At 52.4% G+C, this 16,862-nt stretch carries 13 protein-coding genes; 4 read left to right on the top strand and 9 right to left on the bottom strand.

Translation table 11 applies throughout. The annotated features are described in order from the left end of the window. Positions 1-65 precede the first annotated feature (65 nt). The gene (locus tag JMI88_RS31325) at positions 66-1,859 is read right to left on the bottom strand and encodes an ATP-binding cassette domain-containing protein (RefSeq protein WP_201365983.1); all 1,794 of its coding nucleotides are present in this window, start codon (positions 1,857-1,859) and stop codon (positions 66-68) included. Further along, on the bottom strand, positions 1,856-3,607 hold the full coding sequence (locus JMI88_RS31320; RefSeq protein WP_201365982.1) for an ABC transporter ATP-binding protein: 1,752 nt from the start codon (positions 3,605-3,607) through the stop codon (positions 1,856-1,858). Before JMI88_RS31320 ends, JMI88_RS31325 begins: the two co-directional genes overlap by 4 nt. A gap of 717 nt (positions 3,608-4,324) precedes the next feature. Here JMI88_RS31320 and JMI88_RS31315 point away from each other — a divergent pair. Together JMI88_RS31315 and JMI88_RS31310 are read left to right on the top strand one after the other, a co-directional pair. Continuing rightward, the gene (locus JMI88_RS31315; protein ID WP_201365981.1) at positions 4,325-5,290 is read left to right on the top strand and encodes a PhzF family phenazine biosynthesis protein; all 966 of its coding nucleotides are present in this window, start codon (positions 4,325-4,327) and stop codon (positions 5,288-5,290) included. A gap of 198 nt (positions 5,291-5,488) precedes the next feature. Then, positions 5,489-8,113, top strand: coding sequence for a family 43 glycosylhydrolase (locus tag JMI88_RS31310; protein WP_201365980.1), 2,625 nt, complete (start codon positions 5,489-5,491; stop codon positions 8,111-8,113). 75 nt (positions 8,114-8,188) lie between these two features. On the opposite strand, the gene lysA is transcribed toward JMI88_RS31310, so the two are convergent. Continuing rightward, positions 8,189-9,478, bottom strand: a complete 1,290-nt coding sequence (lysA, locus tag JMI88_RS31305; RefSeq protein ID WP_201365979.1) for a diaminopimelate decarboxylase — start codon at positions 9,476-9,478, stop codon at positions 8,189-8,191. 521 nt (positions 9,479-9,999) lie between these two features. Here lysA and JMI88_RS31300 point away from each other — a divergent pair. After that, complete coding sequence (locus JMI88_RS31300; RefSeq protein WP_201365978.1) at positions 10,000-10,671, top strand: phosphoribosyltransferase; 672 nt, start codon at positions 10,000-10,002, stop codon at positions 10,669-10,671. A 48-nt stretch (positions 10,672-10,719) separates the two neighbouring features. Here JMI88_RS31300 and JMI88_RS31295 read toward each other — a convergent pair whose 3' ends face one another. The 6 genes from JMI88_RS31295 to JMI88_RS31270 form a co-directional block, all read right to left on the bottom strand. Beyond that, positions 10,720-11,547, bottom strand: a complete 828-nt coding sequence (locus JMI88_RS31295; RefSeq protein ID WP_201365977.1) for an MIP/aquaporin family protein — start codon at positions 11,545-11,547, stop codon at positions 10,720-10,722. 46 nt (positions 11,548-11,593) lie between these two features. Beyond that, positions 11,594-12,169, bottom strand: a complete 576-nt coding sequence (locus JMI88_RS40935) for a glycoside hydrolase family 15 protein (protein WP_201365976.1) — start codon at positions 12,167-12,169, stop codon at positions 11,594-11,596. Beyond that, positions 12,157-13,422: a glycoside hydrolase family 15 protein gene (locus JMI88_RS31285; RefSeq protein ID WP_201365975.1), complete on the bottom strand. Its 1,266-nt coding sequence runs from the start codon at positions 13,420-13,422 to the stop codon at positions 12,157-12,159. Before JMI88_RS31285 ends, JMI88_RS40935 begins: the two co-directional genes overlap by 13 nt. Positions 13,423-13,438: 16 nt before the next feature. Continuing rightward, the gene (locus JMI88_RS31280; RefSeq protein WP_201365974.1) at positions 13,439-14,545 is read right to left on the bottom strand and encodes a glucose 1-dehydrogenase; all 1,107 of its coding nucleotides are present in this window, start codon (positions 14,543-14,545) and stop codon (positions 13,439-13,441) included. A 121-nt stretch (positions 14,546-14,666) separates the two neighbouring features. After that, positions 14,667-15,335, bottom strand: a complete 669-nt coding sequence (locus JMI88_RS31275; RefSeq protein ID WP_201365973.1) for an RNA polymerase sigma factor — start codon at positions 15,333-15,335, stop codon at positions 14,667-14,669. Then, positions 15,332-15,571: a DUF8691 family protein gene (locus JMI88_RS31270; protein ID WP_201365972.1), complete on the bottom strand. Its 240-nt coding sequence runs from the start codon at positions 15,569-15,571 to the stop codon at positions 15,332-15,334. Before JMI88_RS31270 ends, JMI88_RS31275 begins: the two co-directional genes overlap by 4 nt. 311 nt (positions 15,572-15,882) lie before the next feature. On the opposite strand from JMI88_RS31270, the gene JMI88_RS31265 reads away from it, so the two are divergent. Further along, the coding region (locus JMI88_RS31265) for an amidase family protein (RefSeq protein WP_268906040.1) at positions 15,883-16,862 on the top strand (980 nt) is incomplete at its 3' end.

The following is a 16,862-nucleotide window of genomic DNA, read 5'->3' as shown; positions in this document are numbered from 1 at the left end:
CGGCGCGGATAAGTGCTCCAGGTAGGATGAAAGCTCATTCCTATCTGAAGTACTTACGTTATGCATTACAACGATGCATTTTCTCTGTCGGGATCGTCGTAATCGCCCTGCCACAGCTTTCGCATCTCTTCGCTGGTTGCTAGCAGCTTGTCCAGCGTGCTTTCGGCGTCGACCTTACCGTCTTTAAGGACGATGATGTGGTCGGCACGCTGCATGGCGGCACGCCGGTGCGTGACAACAAGGCAGGTGGCATCTTCACGTTCAAAGATGCGTTCCCAGAGGGCACGTTCGGTCTCGACGTCCAATGCGCTGGACAGGTCATCGATCACCAGTAACCCCGCGCCTCGCACCAGCATGCGTGCCGCAGCCGTTCGCTGCACCTGTCCACCTGAGAGCTTGACGCCGCGAGTACCTACTGGCGTTTCCAATCCTGCTTCCAGTGCTTGCAGGTCGTGTTCCAGGACGGCACCTCGCAAAGCGGTGGCCAGGGCCGCAGGGTCGTCTGGTAGCCCCAGAAGGATATTCTGCTTGAGCGTCTCGCTGAACAGGCGCGGCACCTGTGCCGTGTACGCCGCGTGGGGCGGCACAAAGAAGGAAGCCGCGTCATCCACAACGTGGCCGTTCCACCGGATTTCCCCTTTCTCTATGGGCAGCAAGCCCAGGAGGGCCTGCAGAAGCGTTGTCTTGCCTGAGCCGACGCGCCCCGTCACCACCGTGAGGGTGCCGCGTGGCAGGCACAGGTCTACCGCGGCGATGCCGCGCCCCGACTGCGGGTGGCGATAGGTCAGCCCCCGCGCCTCCACGAGGTCCAACCGATCGGTTTCGCTGCGCGCCGGTGGTGGCACGTCGGGCAAAGGGCCGCGCAGATGCATGGGAGCATGCTCCACCAGCGCAGTTGGCGGAGCATTACCTAATAAGGTGTTCATGCGCTCGAAGGCGACCCCGGTCTGCCGGTAGTGGGCCAGGAACCGGCCAATTCCGGAGGTAAAGTCGGCGATGAAGCCCAGGTATGAGACAAACAAGGCGAAGTCGCCCACCGTCATGCTACCACCGCGCATGCTGCCGGCGGCCAGCAACATGATCAGGCCCGTGCCTATGCTCGCTGTGTTATCCGTGATGGCGTCCAGAGCTTGCGTCGCCAGGCGATCAGCCAGCATAGCTGTGCGGCGCTGCTCGTTCAGCCGTCGGAAGCGTGCCACAGTTCGCTCTTCAGCGCCGGTGGCCTGTACTGTCTGCACGGCCGCCAGGATATCACCGATGGCTCCGGTAACCTGGCTGGTGGCCTGGCTGCTGGCCGCGCGGTAGCGGCCCAGCGCCGTGCTCGCCCGCCGCGCTACTACTGCTACAACCACGAGTGGCAGGATGGCGATCAGGGTCATGCGTGCGTCAATCTGCAGAAGGACCAGAAATGCCACCAGGGCAAACAGGCCCTGGCCCACAATCTCGTCGCTCCAATCCACGCTGTCCTCAGCCTGGTAGGCATCGTCGCGAAAGCGGCTGATGGCCTCACCTATAGAGTAGGGCAGAGCATAGGCGCCAGGACGATCCAGGACGCGGCGCAGCAGGTTGCGGCGCAGCAGATTGCTCATCGTGAAGCGCATGAGAATTTCGACAGAGCCAGCAGTGAGCCACAAGGCCACACGGCACACTGTGAGCACCACCAGCAGCGTGATCACCCCTGTTGTGCCTCCGGGCAGGTGTGCCCGGCCGGTGAGCGTATCGAAGAAGGCGCGAGCAAGTAGCCCTGCCACGAGCACTGACAGGTTGAACGTGCCCCACAACAGCCCGTGGAGCAGATAGAGCCAGAGTTTGTAGCGCACCATTTCCAGCAGGTAACGCCATGTTGGGACCTTTTTCATATGGTAACCTCCTCAGTAGCGATCCGCAGCAACCCGGCAAAGCGCGAGGTGGGATCAGCAGCCAGGGCAAGACGTGGTCCATGCTCGCGCACCTGACCGTCCTCCAGGACCAGGATGTCATCAGCGTATGCGATAGTGTCGAGCCGATGGGCTATGATGATGCCGGTACGGCCTTCAAGAAGCCGACCAAGTGCTGTATGCACCAGCCGATCCGTGGCCGGGTCCAGGCGCGACGATGCCTCATCCAGGATCACCAGGTCGGGATCGCGCAGCAAGATGCGCGCGCAGGCCAGCACCTGTGCCTGTCCATCGGAGAGACCGGCACCGCCGGACAAGAGCTGTGTGTCCAGTCCAGCTGGCAGTTCCCGTAGCCAGCTGGTCAGACCCAGAGTATCCAGCACAGCGCTAATCTGCTCATCTGGCACGTTGTCGTCGAAGATGGTCAGGTTGTCGCGCACGCTGGCATGGAAAAGGTGCACCTCCTGGGTGACCAGGCCGATGCGCGCACGCAGCGCCGCAAGGTGAACCTCTCTCAGATCCACGCCTCCCAGACGTACGACTCCGGCTGATGGATCGTAAAAGCGCAAGAGGAGCCTTGTCAACGTTGTCTTACCGCTGCCTGTATGTCCCACTACGCCCAGCACACGGCCCGGCGCAAGCGACACGCTGACATCGCGCAGAACCAGGGCGTCTTCCGCATAGCCAAATGAAACGTCGTCCATCTCCACCGCCAGTGGCCCCGGCGGTAGCGCGGCACCGGTCCCGGCGACCACACGCGGCACTGTACTCAGGAGCGCCTCGACACGGGCCATGCTGGCGTCCGCCTGCTGCAAGTCCTGTACTTCATTACGGATCTGCTCGGTTGGCTGGCGCAGCATCTCGGTACACTGAAAGATCAGATAGACCATACCAATGGTCAGCGTGCCGGACCTGAACAGCATGGCACTCAAGGCAAAAGCGGCCGCTGTACCGAACGCAAACAGTCCCAGACTGGTAGCGCCCAGACTATAGCCCCACATCTGCGCCTTGCGCGTCATGGCCAGCCATGACCGCATCAGTTCGGCGCAACGACGCAGCACAAACGCGCCCGCTCCGCTAGACCGGATATCCTGTAGTCCAGCCAGATACTCGCCCAGGAAGCCATAGAAATCGGCGCTGGCCTGGCGCTCGGCAGTCCAGGAGGGTGTGGCAACGGCGCGAATGCGCAGCATGGCTACCAGGGCCAGCACGACGAAAGCACTCATCCCCAGGCCCACGCGCCAGTCCACGTGATAGAGCAGACCGAGTATACCCACCAGCAGGGCGGCGTTGCCGAGCACATAGACTACAAAGCGCGAGAAGAAGCGAGCCAGGGTAGCAACGTCACCATCCACCCGCTCAATCAGCTCGCCCGGCGTGTGGGCCGTGTGGAACGTGGCATCCAACCGTAGCAGATGCTCTATAAGGTCGGCGCGCAGCGCGTTGGTGGCCGTCCAGCTCACATTCTCAGCCACGTAGGTTTCGGCAACAGCCAGCCCCTGTCCCGCCAGAGCCAGGCCCATGGTCAACAGCGCCAGGACGATCAAATTGTTTAGATCTCCGCCAGAGGTGGCTTGATCGATGAAGTGGCTGGCCACCAGTGGTGTAGCCACCTGCACGGAGATGGTACCGCACAGGATCACAGCTAGCAGCATCATCCACGGCCACTGAGGCCGTAGATAGCGGGTCAACAGCCGCCGGTAGCGGTTCAATGACTGAAAAGAGCGCATGAAAAACTCCTCATCTCGCCGCGAACGGCAGCTAACTGAACAGGAAAAAAGGCATTATGATAGTGTTTTAGCTGAATGTGCATGAATCTGTTAATCTATTTTCTTCCTTTTGCTCAGGAGCATTGTAAATGCATTTTTCGAACATAGGTGCACACGGCATGCGCATGCAGGATATTCCGTGCTCGATACGAACAGAGGGTAGCCAACAATAAGGTATGGCTATGTTAGTGGAGAGCGGTGATGCTAAAAGGAAGGCAATGTGCTGCTACCTGCAATGAGCAGGCATGCAAAAAGAGCCCCACGAGGCTAAGTGGGCTGGTAGTGAAAAGCGAAAATGAAGTCTACAGAAAAGAGTAGAACAGATCTGTAGCCTATCTAAGAAAGAGTATGGTCGCACTTATAGAAGCGAAATCATAGTGATGACCCGCCCAAAAACGACCGTGTTTAGTTGTGGACACAGCTCACTTAGTTTAGCAACGCCTTAGCTGTGAATGAATGCATGATGAACGATACCTCCAAAAGTAAGATAGGCGAATAATAACTCATGTTTATCTGAAAGTCAAGCTTTGCGATGGAATAATTGAATAGCTGCTCAAAATCCATCCAAAGCCCGCTTCTTGTGAAAAATAAACATGGACGGATCTTCCTTTCTGGATATTCAAGCCAGCAATCTTGTACAATTAATCCATTAATTTATTTATAAGTGAGAGAAGATATATGTCAGATAAAGATCGTCGTCCATACCACTTTCGTGTTGTTGATGTTTTTACCAACCAGCTTTTCAATGGAAACCAGCTAGCGGTGTTTCTGGATGGAACTGGCCTGACCGAGCAGGATATGCTTGCGATCACCAGAGAGCTGAATTACTCTGAAACCACCTTTGTTTTTCCAGCCTCGCAGGCCGGTACCCATGCTCGGATCAGGATTTTTACGCCAGCGGGCGAGGTACCCTTTGCTGGTCACCCAACGATCGGCACAGCTTTTGTGCTCGCCACCAATCAGTCTATTTTAACAGATACTCAGCATATCATCCTGGAAGAAGGGGTTGGTCCGGTCGCCGTCCGACTCTCTGGGGAGCCGACTCACCCACAATTTCTCTGGATAACACTTCCCCCTGTAACCTTTCAACCGCCATTTGAAAATCGGGAGGCTATCGTAGAGGCATTAGGGCTGCGGGCCACCGACCTGCTTGAGCGGGCACCAATCCAATTAGCCTCAGCTGGTAATCCATTTATCTATGTGCCCGTAAAGAACAAGTCCCTTGTCGACCAGGTAGTGATTAACATGGTGAAGTTAGGGCAATGTTTTCAAGGAATAGCGCCGCTCAAGCTTTATGTCTTTGCGCTTGAGGAGCAGGCCGAGGGACAGGAACAGCTGTCTGTTTTTGCGCGCATGCTAAAGCCCTATCAAGGCAGTATCGTCGAAGATGCCGCTACAGGAAGTGCGGCCGGACCACTAGGTGCTTACCTGGTTGAACATGGGCTGGTACCGTTTCAGAACGAGACCACACTGGTAATAGAACAAGGAACGAAAATGGAGCGCCCAAGTTTTCTACATATCCATCTCCAGGCTCAACCAGGAGCGGCCCTATCGGTAGAAGTGGGTGGAAGCGCCGTCCCTGTTTACGAGGGCACTTTTTATCTTCCACAGCACCATTTTAGATCATCAGGTGTGAAGCCATGATCTAGCTCAAAGAAGCGTAGCGCATGATCCACTCCGGCCTGTGAGATACGGTATGGGTAGGAAACTTGTCTTGATGCCTTATATACATTGACAAAAGAGAATTTCGCATGTTACATTTGATTTACATCGTTGTAAATATCAAAAAGAGGTATTTATACATTCGCAAGGATTCTGCATTTTCAGGCAAAGGAGCTGCATATGCCACGGCTATTCACAATAGCGAGGTCTGCGCTATTGAAACCGTCTCATGGCTATAGTGCTATTCCGCTGGTTGTGCTGTTATTATTTGCGCTTTCTGCCAGCGCGGCACAAGCCAAAGCTGTAACGCATACCGCGTCAGCGCCAGCAAGCATTCAGGTCAGTCAGACCTATAGCAATCCAATTATTGCTCAGACTTCCCCTGATCCAGCCATAACCAAAGGACTGGATGGATATTACTATGTCATTGCCACCTCGGATCGCTGGCAGGATGGTTCATTCCATATTCTTCCCATTCATCGCTCGACAGATCTGGTACACTGGCAATTTGTGGGCGATGCCTTCTCGAGTCGGCCTGATTGGGTGGATCCCACCGCTGGCCTCTGGGCACCCGATATCCAGTACTTCAACCACAAATATTATATGTACTATACGGTTTCGAACACCAAAGCTCTGCCGAAATATGGCACAGGGGCGGGCCCCAGTTCGATCGGTGTGGCGGTAGCTGATAATCCGGCTGGTCCGTGGCAGGATGCGGGTCCTTCAGCTGGCGGTAGCTTCCAGCATGGACCAATTGTTCCACCACGTTCCTGCGTCTTCAATACCGATCCAAATTGCTATTACTGGACCATTGATCCCGCGGTCTTTACCGACCACGACGGCCAGCGCTATATGTATTACGGTAGCTTCTTTGGTGGTACGGTGGTTCAGAAATTAGCATCCGATGGTTTGCAGGTTACTGGTTCTGTATATCAGGTCGGACACTGGGATCACTATGAGGGCACGTATATCATCCGTCACGATGTCAATGGCAAGGCGTATTACTACAACTTCTCTTCCGCGGCTAATTGCTGCGTTGGTCCTGAGACTGCTTATAGCGTCGAAGTTAGCCGTGCTACCTCACCATTGGGACCGTTTGTCGATCAGAACGGCTATCCTATGGAGACGCCCAGCGGGCAGCCTGTACCGACACAGCGCCCTTCTACCGATCCAGCGGGCGTCAATAGTGGAGCGCAGGGTGGTGGTTATCCCACGCTTAAGCAGAACGGCAATAAGTGGCGAGGTATAGGACATAATGCCATCATTACTGACCTCGCTGGCCAGGATTGGATCATCTATCACGGCGTTGATGCGAATAATGGCTGGGTCAATGGCTCAGGCATCACTTACCGCCAGCTATTGATGGATCGCATAGACTGGACAGCAGACGGCTGGCCGATCGTCAATGATGGCAAAGGCCCATCGCTCACCAACATTGCTCCGGTTACCACACCAACCTTTGGCGATAACTTCAATGGGGCAAGCAATAGTGATCTGAGTACGAACTGGAATGCGTTGAGTGGAAACTGGCAAAGCACCACTGGAGATGCCACCTCTGGCGGCTATGTCGCGCAAACAGGACCGGATGGCCAGGCTCTGCTCGTCAGCCAGAAAACAGTCCCTCTGGGAGATCGTACAGAGTTCGATCTGCGCCTGCAAAAAGCGGGAGCAGCCGGACGCTATGGTGGATTTGTTGCTTATAACCAGAGCGACAATCAAGGCGCATTTATTGCCGCCTTCATTGATCCTGTCAACAAAACACTGGTAACCGTTCCCTATCAAGATGGGCACCCCATCCAGAGCGAGCAAGCCACGCCGCTACCGGCCAACTTTGATCCCTCTGACTGGCATCACCTGGCCGTTGATGACGTTACCAGCCAGCCGGGTCAGGCGAACTTCCGCTTTACTCTCTCTGACTCGCAGCGCGACCCGATCGCGGTACAGGAGCGAGCATTTCCCGCCTCCTTCCATCTGAACGATGGCAAGGTTGGTTTTATCACCGAGAATGCAACGGCCGACTTCGACAATATGGCCAGCGCATCATTAAGCCGTCACGTGGCACCGCCACAGCCAGCGCCATCTGCAGGTTCTATGCTCTCACAGTACTCTGATGAGTTCAACAGCACATTGGGATCGCAGTGGTCATGGGTGCATGAAGATCCCACGCGGCATTCGCTGGCAAACGGGCAACTCTCGATTACCATCAATGGTGATCTCTATCGCAACTCGAATAGCGCCACCAATCTGCTGCTAGAGAATGCGCCCGCTGGTAACTATATGTTTGAAACCAAAATGACATTTGATCCAAACACGAACTATCAGCAAGCGGGTTTGCTCGTCTATAGCGATGATGACCACTACATTAAAGTGGGCGTCACGCATCATGAATCGTTGAATAAGGTTATTGCCGGCCATGAAACGCTGGAGCCTGTCCCAGGTGATCGAACGACCTGCGACGTACAGCCAGCTCCAGGCAGCAACATTGCCATCAAAACCTATACTGCCCAGCAGTGTCCATTGGAAGGTGAGAGTTGGGATTACCTCTCAAATCCTCAGCCAACCATGAACGGCAGTACGGCCACGAAGCCAACGGTAACCACCTGGCTGCGCGTCTATCGCAATGGCAATGTCTACACGCCCTATAGCAGTCTGGATGGTGTTCACTGGGTTAGAGGAAACTCATGGGATCTCAGTGCTGTCTCAGCAGCATATCCCATCAAGATTGGTCTGTTCGCCTTTTCGTCTGGACCTGTCAATACTATTCCCGCCAACTTTGATTACGTCCACGTCTATAGCCAGCCCTGATCGATGAGCTATAGTGAAGGAGAAGCCGGGGTTATCTGGCTTCTCCTTCAACATTCATAAGAAGTCCCTCTCTGATTACAATTTTGAAATCTCTTCAGTTTTCGTCATAGATGGCGACAGGCCAGCAAAATCCAGGGTGCTAAAATAATCCGCTACTGTTTCTGCTCGCCTGATTAACTGGATATCGCCGTTTTCTCTCAACAATAGTTCAGCCGAGCGCAATTTACCATTATAATTAAAGCCCATCGCATGTCCATGGGCCCCAGTGTCATGAATAATGACAGTATCACCAATGTTGATCTGTGGTAAATTTCGATCGATGGCGAACTTATCAAAGTTCTCGCATAACGACCCAACCACATCATATGTGTGTGATGCTGGCTGCTCCTCTTGCCCTAAAACGGTAATGTGGTGATACGCACCATACAAAGCTGGCCGCATCAGGTTGGTCATGCAGGCATCGAGTCCGACATAATCTTTATAGGTCTCTTTTTTATGCAGCACAGTCGCGACCAGGTAACCATGAGGACCAGTGATAAGCCTACCACACTCCATGACGATCTTTAAAGGGTGCAGGCCATTCTTGACAATTTTACTCTTATAGAGCGCTTTTACCTCACGAGAAAATGTGGATAAATCGAATGCCTCCTGGTCGGGTCTGTAAGAAATACCAATACCGCCGCCAAGGTTGGCAAACGAAAACGTAATGCCTACCTGTCGGGAAAGCTCAACGATCAGGTCGAAAAGCATGCTGGCGGTATCAACAAAATACTGTGGGTTGAGCTCATTAGAAGCAATCATGGAGTGGAGTCCAAAGCGCTTCACGCCTTTCTGTTTCATCAGCGCGTAGGCCTGAAAAAGCTGGTCATATGTCAGCCCATATTTAGCATCCTTCGGATTACCAATGATGGCATTACCATCCCGTTGCGGCCCAGGATTATAGCGGAAACTGATCAAATCTGGAATGCCAACATACTTCTCTAAATAATCAATATGGCTGATATCATCCAGGTTAATAATGGCGCCCGCCTCGCTGGCCTTGCGATATTCGCTAGCAGGAGTTTCATTCGAGGTAAACATGATATCTTCACCAGTCAGGCCGACGCTTTCAGCCAGCATCAATTCTGGCAAAGAGCTACAGTCTGCACCGAAGCCTTCCTCTTTGATTATTTGCAGAATATAGGGATTAGGGAGCGCCTTCACGGCAAAAAAATTGATAAAGCCATCAGCCCAATCGAAGGCCTGACGCAGATTACGAACCGACTGGCGAATACCCTTTTCATCGTAAATATGAAATGGTGTTGGATACATTTCAATAATTTTCTCAATTTGCTGCTGTGTAAAAGGGAGCTGCTTTTCTGCCATTTATCCATCCTTAGAACATTATTATCTTTAAATAGTATCACGGTTTAATTGATTATTATACAGTAAGAGGGCTGCAAGAGAGTGATTGATTCCCATCATGATGGGAATCAATCACTCTCTTGTGGGCGGCCGCATGCGCGGCCGCACATTTTTTATTCAGTGGTGCAAAAAGTGCGCAGTGCGCACTTTTTGCACCACTGAATAAATTGTGTTTTGCGCTCCATCGGAGTGTATTGGATGGCCACAAAATCATCGAGCACCCGACGTTAGGATATCTAGAGTTCGAGCATTTCACCTTACAGGTGCTCAGCAATCCTGATGTCAGGCTCATGATCTACACGCCGGACGCGGTAACACGAACTAAACTGCAACACTTGCTGGAAGCAACAGCTAGTAGTGAGCCGATTTACGGGCAAGTCGACCCATTATAAGCGCGGCCATTATCCTGGTCTGGTTTTGTGCAATAATAGGGAGAAAAGATCGGACACAGCTGAATCGTGAAGAACGAAAGAGGAATCATCATGATGAAGCAATTTCGTGATCGGACAGAAGCAGGCCAACAATTGGCAGCGCAATTGACAGCATATCGAGATCGTCCAGATGTGTTGGTGCTGGCATTGCCTCGAGGTGGCGTTCCTGTTGCCTTTGAGGTTGCCTGCCAGCTTCACGCTCCCCTGGATGTTATGATTGTCCGTAAGCTTGGTGTGCCAGGGCAAGAAGAACTGGCGATGGGAGCGATAGCTTCCGGTGGTGTGCGCATACTCAATAAAGACGTTGTCGGCACTTTAAAGATCCCCGAGGTCGTAATTGATAAGGTTACGGCACGCGAACAGCATGAATTGGAGCGACGAGAATGGCTCTATCGAGGCAATCGCCCGGCCTATGACGTTCGCGGTCGTACCGTTGTGCTGGTGGATGATGGGATAGCAACGGGAGCGAGCATGCGTGCCGCCGTAACCGTAGTAAAACAATTGCAAGCTTTCCATCCGATTATTGCAGTCCCTGTTGCTGCTACTACAACCTGTGATGAACTTACGGCCCAGGGAAATGAGGTCATCTGTCCTTTGAAGAAGGATATGCTCTACTCTGTTGGTAGCTGGTATGAACACTTTGAGCAAACCAGCGACGAAGAGGTACGCGCCTTGCTTGAACAGGCCAGCCATGAGCGACCGGATGCTTGCAAAAACATCTAAACGCAATGTTTTCGCTTGAGCGAATATGCTACCAATTGAAGGAAGGCGCTAGATGTTTAAATATGGTTTCTCATCAGCAGATTTGCAGGGGGCACTGACGTTTTTGAAGACACTGCGATAATGGGGAACGTGAAACAACTTACCGGTTAGCACGTCGCGTTCACCACGAGTCAGCAGACGAAAGATCCCGACTGCCAGGAGGGCTCCTAGTAGAGGGGCAATGAAATATAGCCATTGATCTTGCCAGAACCAGGAGATAAGCGCAGGCCCAAAACTACGTGCGGGATTGAGACTGGTACCAGAAATGGGAGCTTCTTGCCAGACCATGACGGCCACCAAAATCCAAACCATGAAGGGTGTCCAACGCATGAGATGATGATGACTGACGAATACAAAGATGGCGAGCACAAGTAACATGGTCAGACCAACCTCAGCAAAAAAGACGAAGGCGAGTGGATAGTCTGGTCCGGGCACTGTTCGACCGTAACTGATGGTGGAGGCGTGTTTACCCCAAACCAGAACGAGGAGCATACTTCCAAGGATTGCACCCAGGAACTGACCCAGCAGGTAGCCCGCCAGGTCAGAATGGTGCATTTTGCCTTGTATCCAGAAGGCAAGTGTGACAGCTGGATTGATATGTCCACCACTGAGCATACCAATCGGGGAGAGTGCAACCAGCGTACCGCTACCAGCGAATAGGAGGCCCGTGAGAAGCATACGCAGGCTCGTATTGGCAAGAATATGCACGGGTGGTAAGCTCGGATCAAAATCAAAGATGACCGCACTGATACCCGCGAAGACGAGAAACGCGGTTCCAAGGAACTCAGCCCCATATTCAGGCCAATGGAGACGTTTCCACCAGCTATGCCTACGCATTGCACTCTCGCTCCTTTCTTTAGCTTTGCTATGCCAGAGGTTGCTGCTAAAAGCTAAGTACCGGGGTACTGGCTTCTGCCTGCGAAATCGCCCAGGCCGCATTCACAAGACCGATATGGCTGAATGCTTGAGGAAAATTACCTAGTAACTCGTTGCTCATCGGATCAACCTCTTCAGAGAGCAATCCGACATCATTCGCATAGACAATCGCATGTTCAAAAGTTTCTCTGGCCTGTTTAACCTCTCCCGCCAGTGCTTGCGCCTGAGCCAGCCAGAATGTGCAGAGCAAGAAGGTACCTTCTTCTCCCGCCAGACCATCGGTTGAGCGATAGCGGTATACCAGGCCATGCTCGTCGGTAAGACGTTCAGCAATGGCGTCAATGGTGGAACGCATACGAGGATCGGTAGCAGGTAAGAAACCAACAACGGGCATCATCAACGTAGAGGCATCCAGCTCATCAGTGCCAAAAGCCTGCGCAAAAGCCTGTGCACGCTCACTCCAACCCTGCTTGAGAATGGCATCCCGGATCTGCTCACGTGTAGCTGTCCAGGCCGCAATACGCTCATGGGCATTTAAGATAGGAGCGAGATCAATCGCACGATCGAGTGCTACCCAACACATAAGCTTTGAATAAAGGAAATCACGCGGCTCCCCCGCACCTCCCAGATCCCCTGATCGCGTTCCTGCCAGCGAGCGGCGGCCGCATTAGCGACCTCAACCAGGAAACTACGTGTCGCATCGTCAAGTCCACCAAGCTGATCACGCAGACGGCGTACAGCGCTGAGAAGTTCACCGTAGACATCGATTTGACGCTGCTCCCAGGCCCCATTGCCGACACGTACAGGATAACTATTACGCCAGCCAACCAGTTGCTTCAGTGTGCGTTCACTCAAATCGTGCTCACCACCAACGCCAAACATAATCTGCAAATCAGCACCACGTTTAATCTGAGTTGCGACCGCCCCAGCCATCCAGGAAAAGAACCAATGCGCTTCGTCGGGGCAGGCCGCGACCCACAACGCATCCAATGTCAAACAGGCATCACGAATCCAGGTAAAGCGATAATCCCAGTTGCGCTCTCCACCCACGGATTCGGGCAAGGATGTGGTCGGCGCTGCAACAATAGCGCCTGTAGGACGAAACATAAGTGCTTGCAAGACACGACCGCTGTGATGAACCAGGTCACGCCAGGGTCCTTCATACATTTGATGCAAGGCTGACCAGGTACGCCAGCCCGTAATAGTGTCTTGTAAGTATTCAGCAATCTCTCGCTGTGTATACATCCGAGAAATTGTTTCCCAGCTTGCTCGATGCTGCACGGCAAAGTTTACCTGTTCGCCAGCGTGGAGCGTGAAGCGTGCATAAGCACGTGAGCCCTCGATCGCCAAATCAACGGTAGAGGATAAGGCCAGAATATCCGCGCCACCACGGGCAACGATCCCTTCCGGGATAGGCTTCAGCAGAGGATAAATAAGGCCATATTCAAAGCGGGGAGCATACTCAAAATCGATCTCAACAGTGCCACTCTGGCATGACACAGAACGCAGCACAATGCCAGGCGAGTCAATGCCCAGGTCATGTCCGCGCTCATTACGTCCCATGGCCATAGCATCCACAAGCACAACACTCCCAGTTGGAGTGTGAAAGGTTGTCTCAAGTGCCATTGTCTCTGCAATGTAACGACGGCTCACCTCATGCGTGTTGGTGGGTGAGATTGACCAGTGACCAGCCTGCTCATCAAGCAAACGCGCAAAGACTGAGGGGCCGTCGAAACGTGGAAAGCAGAGCCAATCAATAGAACCGCCACGACTTACCAGCGCGGCTGACCGGCAATCCGATAGTAGCGCATAATCGGCAATCGGCAAATTAGTCATGATGTGTCTCCTCATTTTATGCCTGCGCAATCTCAAGATAGACTTTGATCGCTTCCTTATCTTCAGTGAGATGGCGCAACATCTCAGAGTAGTTATCCAGCCCTTGCACGCGGGTAGTGAGCAACTTGCTCAACCAACCAGGGTAGAATGCTTCAGCTTTCACCAGATCATTGACCCCGCTGACAAAATCTGCGCGCGAGGCATTGACAGTGCCAGCCATCACTTTATTGCCCAGCACAAAGCCTTGATTGATTTTATCAGCATTCACTTCAACTTTTTTCTCGCCACCCGTTACGCTCGATAAGACCAGCACACCATTCTTGCCAAGCGCCTCGGCAGCTTGAAAGGCCAGTGGACTAAAACCTGATGCTTCAAAGATAATGTCGAACGGTCCATACTTTGCGCTCGCATCAATCAGGGAAGATTGTTGTGAGCTTACATAGTGAGCGCCCAGTTCGATCAGCAGATCACTATTATGGTATGGTGGTAAGCGCCGTGAGTAACACATTACCTCAAGGCCGCGTAGCCGCATCGCCATCGTTGCAAGCAAGCCAATCGTGCCAGCACCAATAACCGCTGCGCGTTGAGGTTGCCAGACCTTGAGCCTTCTTTGGATTTCGTATGCTTGATTGATCCCTTTTTCAGCGACGGTAAGTGGCTCTAACAAGACGCCAACTTCACGTAGCGTAGCAGGGAGTGGCACAATGTTTGCGGCATCCTCAATATAATACTCGGTAAGGTAACCATGGCACATATTAATGCCTCGTTCAAAGTACACATCATCGGTGGTCATATCCTGTAAACCGATGGCATCATAGATACTATGCCCTGGTCTTCTCACAGTTGCAACCACATACGTTCCCGGACGTAATGTACTCGGGACGTTAGGACCGATCTCGACAATCTGGCCAAAGTTCTCATGACCGGTAATCAGGAATCCCTCCCCTTCAGGTGCATTGCCATACTCTGCGGCGTTGATTTCTTTATCTGTACCATCAACACCGACACGCAATACCTTTACCAGTACACCCCGTCCACCGGCGATATCGCGCACATCTGGCATAGGCACATCCTCAAGGTGCATCGAATTTGGCTTACCCGGGTAAACTGCTAACGCTTTCATCGGTTGTCCTCCTTTATGAGCTGCGCAGTACTTGCATGCATTTTCTCTGTGTGCTTAATACAGTCTTACAACCGTGTGCTTCGTTACAGGTCACTTGAAGGGATATAAAGGTGCGAGTATTTCACTGTTCAGCGAAGTAGTGTTCAAGCATCTGACGTACCCTGGCGCGGGCACGGTGGAGCAGGACGCGCTGATTACCCTCAGAAATACCGAGCTTATGACAGGTCTCTTCGGGAGTACAGCCTTCAATATCGCGCAAAATAATGATTACCCGCTGACTGGGTACCAGAGCTTTAATTGCGTCCTCAATACAAGTGCACCGCTCCCGGGACAGCAGACATGTTTCAGGAATCCCCTCCCAGTTTGTTGAGAATGATGCCCATTGGTGCGGCGCCAGTTGCTCTGTCTCAAGGCCGCAATCGGCATCAACGACTGGTCCGACGCTATCTCTCCCATAGTCAACCAACTGTGAGAAAGGGATACTGCGCCTTTCACGCCGGGCACGTGTCTTGGCGATATTGGTAAGAATACGAAAAATCCAGGTTTTCAGTGAGGAGTGCCCCTTAAAGCAATTGATACCCTCAAAGACTGCTAACCATGTCTCCTGAACAACCTCTTCGGCAACGGTGCGTGCCGTTACGTAATTCATGGCGCGGTTCACCATAGTATTTGTATAGAAACTGACCAGGGACATAAACACAGCCTCATCACCACTGCGTAACATATTAATGACACGCGAGTCATCATTGCAGGACGGGGGAGCAGGTAATGACGATGTTTCTACCTTCATCGGAGCTTCTCCTCCTTTCTATCAAATACTGGATCTGGTTTAATGCAGGTCACCGAAAGTAGCGTTAAATTTAAGTCGTAGATCTTGACAAGTAAGCTGTGCAGCGCCGCCTGATCAATCACTGGCCCGGTAATAACCGTATCCCTGTCCTCTTTATAGGTGAATGTCATACCATCAAACCACTCCGACCAGTTTTGATCGAGATGGCCTTTAACGCAAATTTCATACATGGCCATCACACTTCTCGCCTCCTTGACAGTACTGTTTAGTACGGATTATCTGGTTTCAGAGAAGAGTGTAATCGGCAATGATGTCAAAGGCAGCATACTAATGGAGTAATCAGGGGATTAATTTTTTTGATCAGCTTCTGGCAGACATTTTTAAAACAGGGAGACTCATGTACAGTTCACAATGCTTATATGATTGATCGACAGACATGGTATAATAATGATCTCTCCTGTCGTGGTGGGTTATTCTTTACTGTAGGTTGTGGGTTATTTTTCATTGTCATGTATTGCTCTAGTGATACGGGAGAAGAGATTTCGATATGCCAATGAAACCTACACTGGAACAGTTACGCTCAACCGCCCGTGTATACAACATGCATGTGAATGATGCAGATATGGAAGCTTTCCTTGCGGTGATGGAAGCCACCTTTGCGTCATATCACTGTATTGATCAACTCACGGAACCTCCATTACCTGTACACTATTCACAATCCCGCCAGAGTCAACGTCCTTCTCCACAGGTGAATCCGCTCAATGCCTGGTATCAGCAATGCTCGATCCAGGGGGCGGCAGATGGTCCTCTGAAAGGGAAGCGTATTGTGCTCAAGGATAATATCTGTCTGGCTGGCGTACCAATGATGAATGGCTCTACTGTGCTGGAAGGCTACGTCCCCGAATGTGATGCAACCATTGTGACACGTATACTGGACGCCGGTGGCGAAATTGCAGGGAAGGCTGTTTGTGAAAACCTGAGCTTTTGTGGCAGCAGCTTCAGTGCCGCCACTGGTCCAGTGCTTAATCCTCATAATCCAGCCTATGCGGCTGGCGGCTCCTCCAGTGGCAGCGCGGCGCTTGTAGCCGCGGGTGCGTGTGACATGGCTATTGGTGGAGATCAGGGTGGTTCAATCACCATACCTGGTAGCTGGTGTGGTGTTTATGGTCTCAAACCCACCTATGGACTCATACCTTATACAGGCGTATTTCCCGTTGAACTAACATTAGACCATATCGGGCCGCTAGCGGCTACAACCGCTGATATGGCGCTACTACTCGAAGTCATCGCGGGCGAGGATGGTCTGGATCCACGTCAATGCGGCATCAAGCCGGAACGTTATACCAGCGCGCTTCATTCTGATACGCATGGGATACTCATAGGTGTTGTGAATGAAGGATTTGGCTGGCCGGAGCTTTACGAAAAAGATGTTGATGAAATGGTTACACTGGCGGCACAGCGCTTCTCAGAGTCAGGCGCACAAGTCAACTCGATATCCATTCCTTTGCATCGCTATGGCAAACACAT

The sequence above is a fragment of the Dictyobacter formicarum genome, from assembly GCF_016587435.1.
The sequence above is the reverse complement of the archived record's forward strand: the minus strand, read 5'-3'. Positions and strand labels throughout refer to the sequence as shown.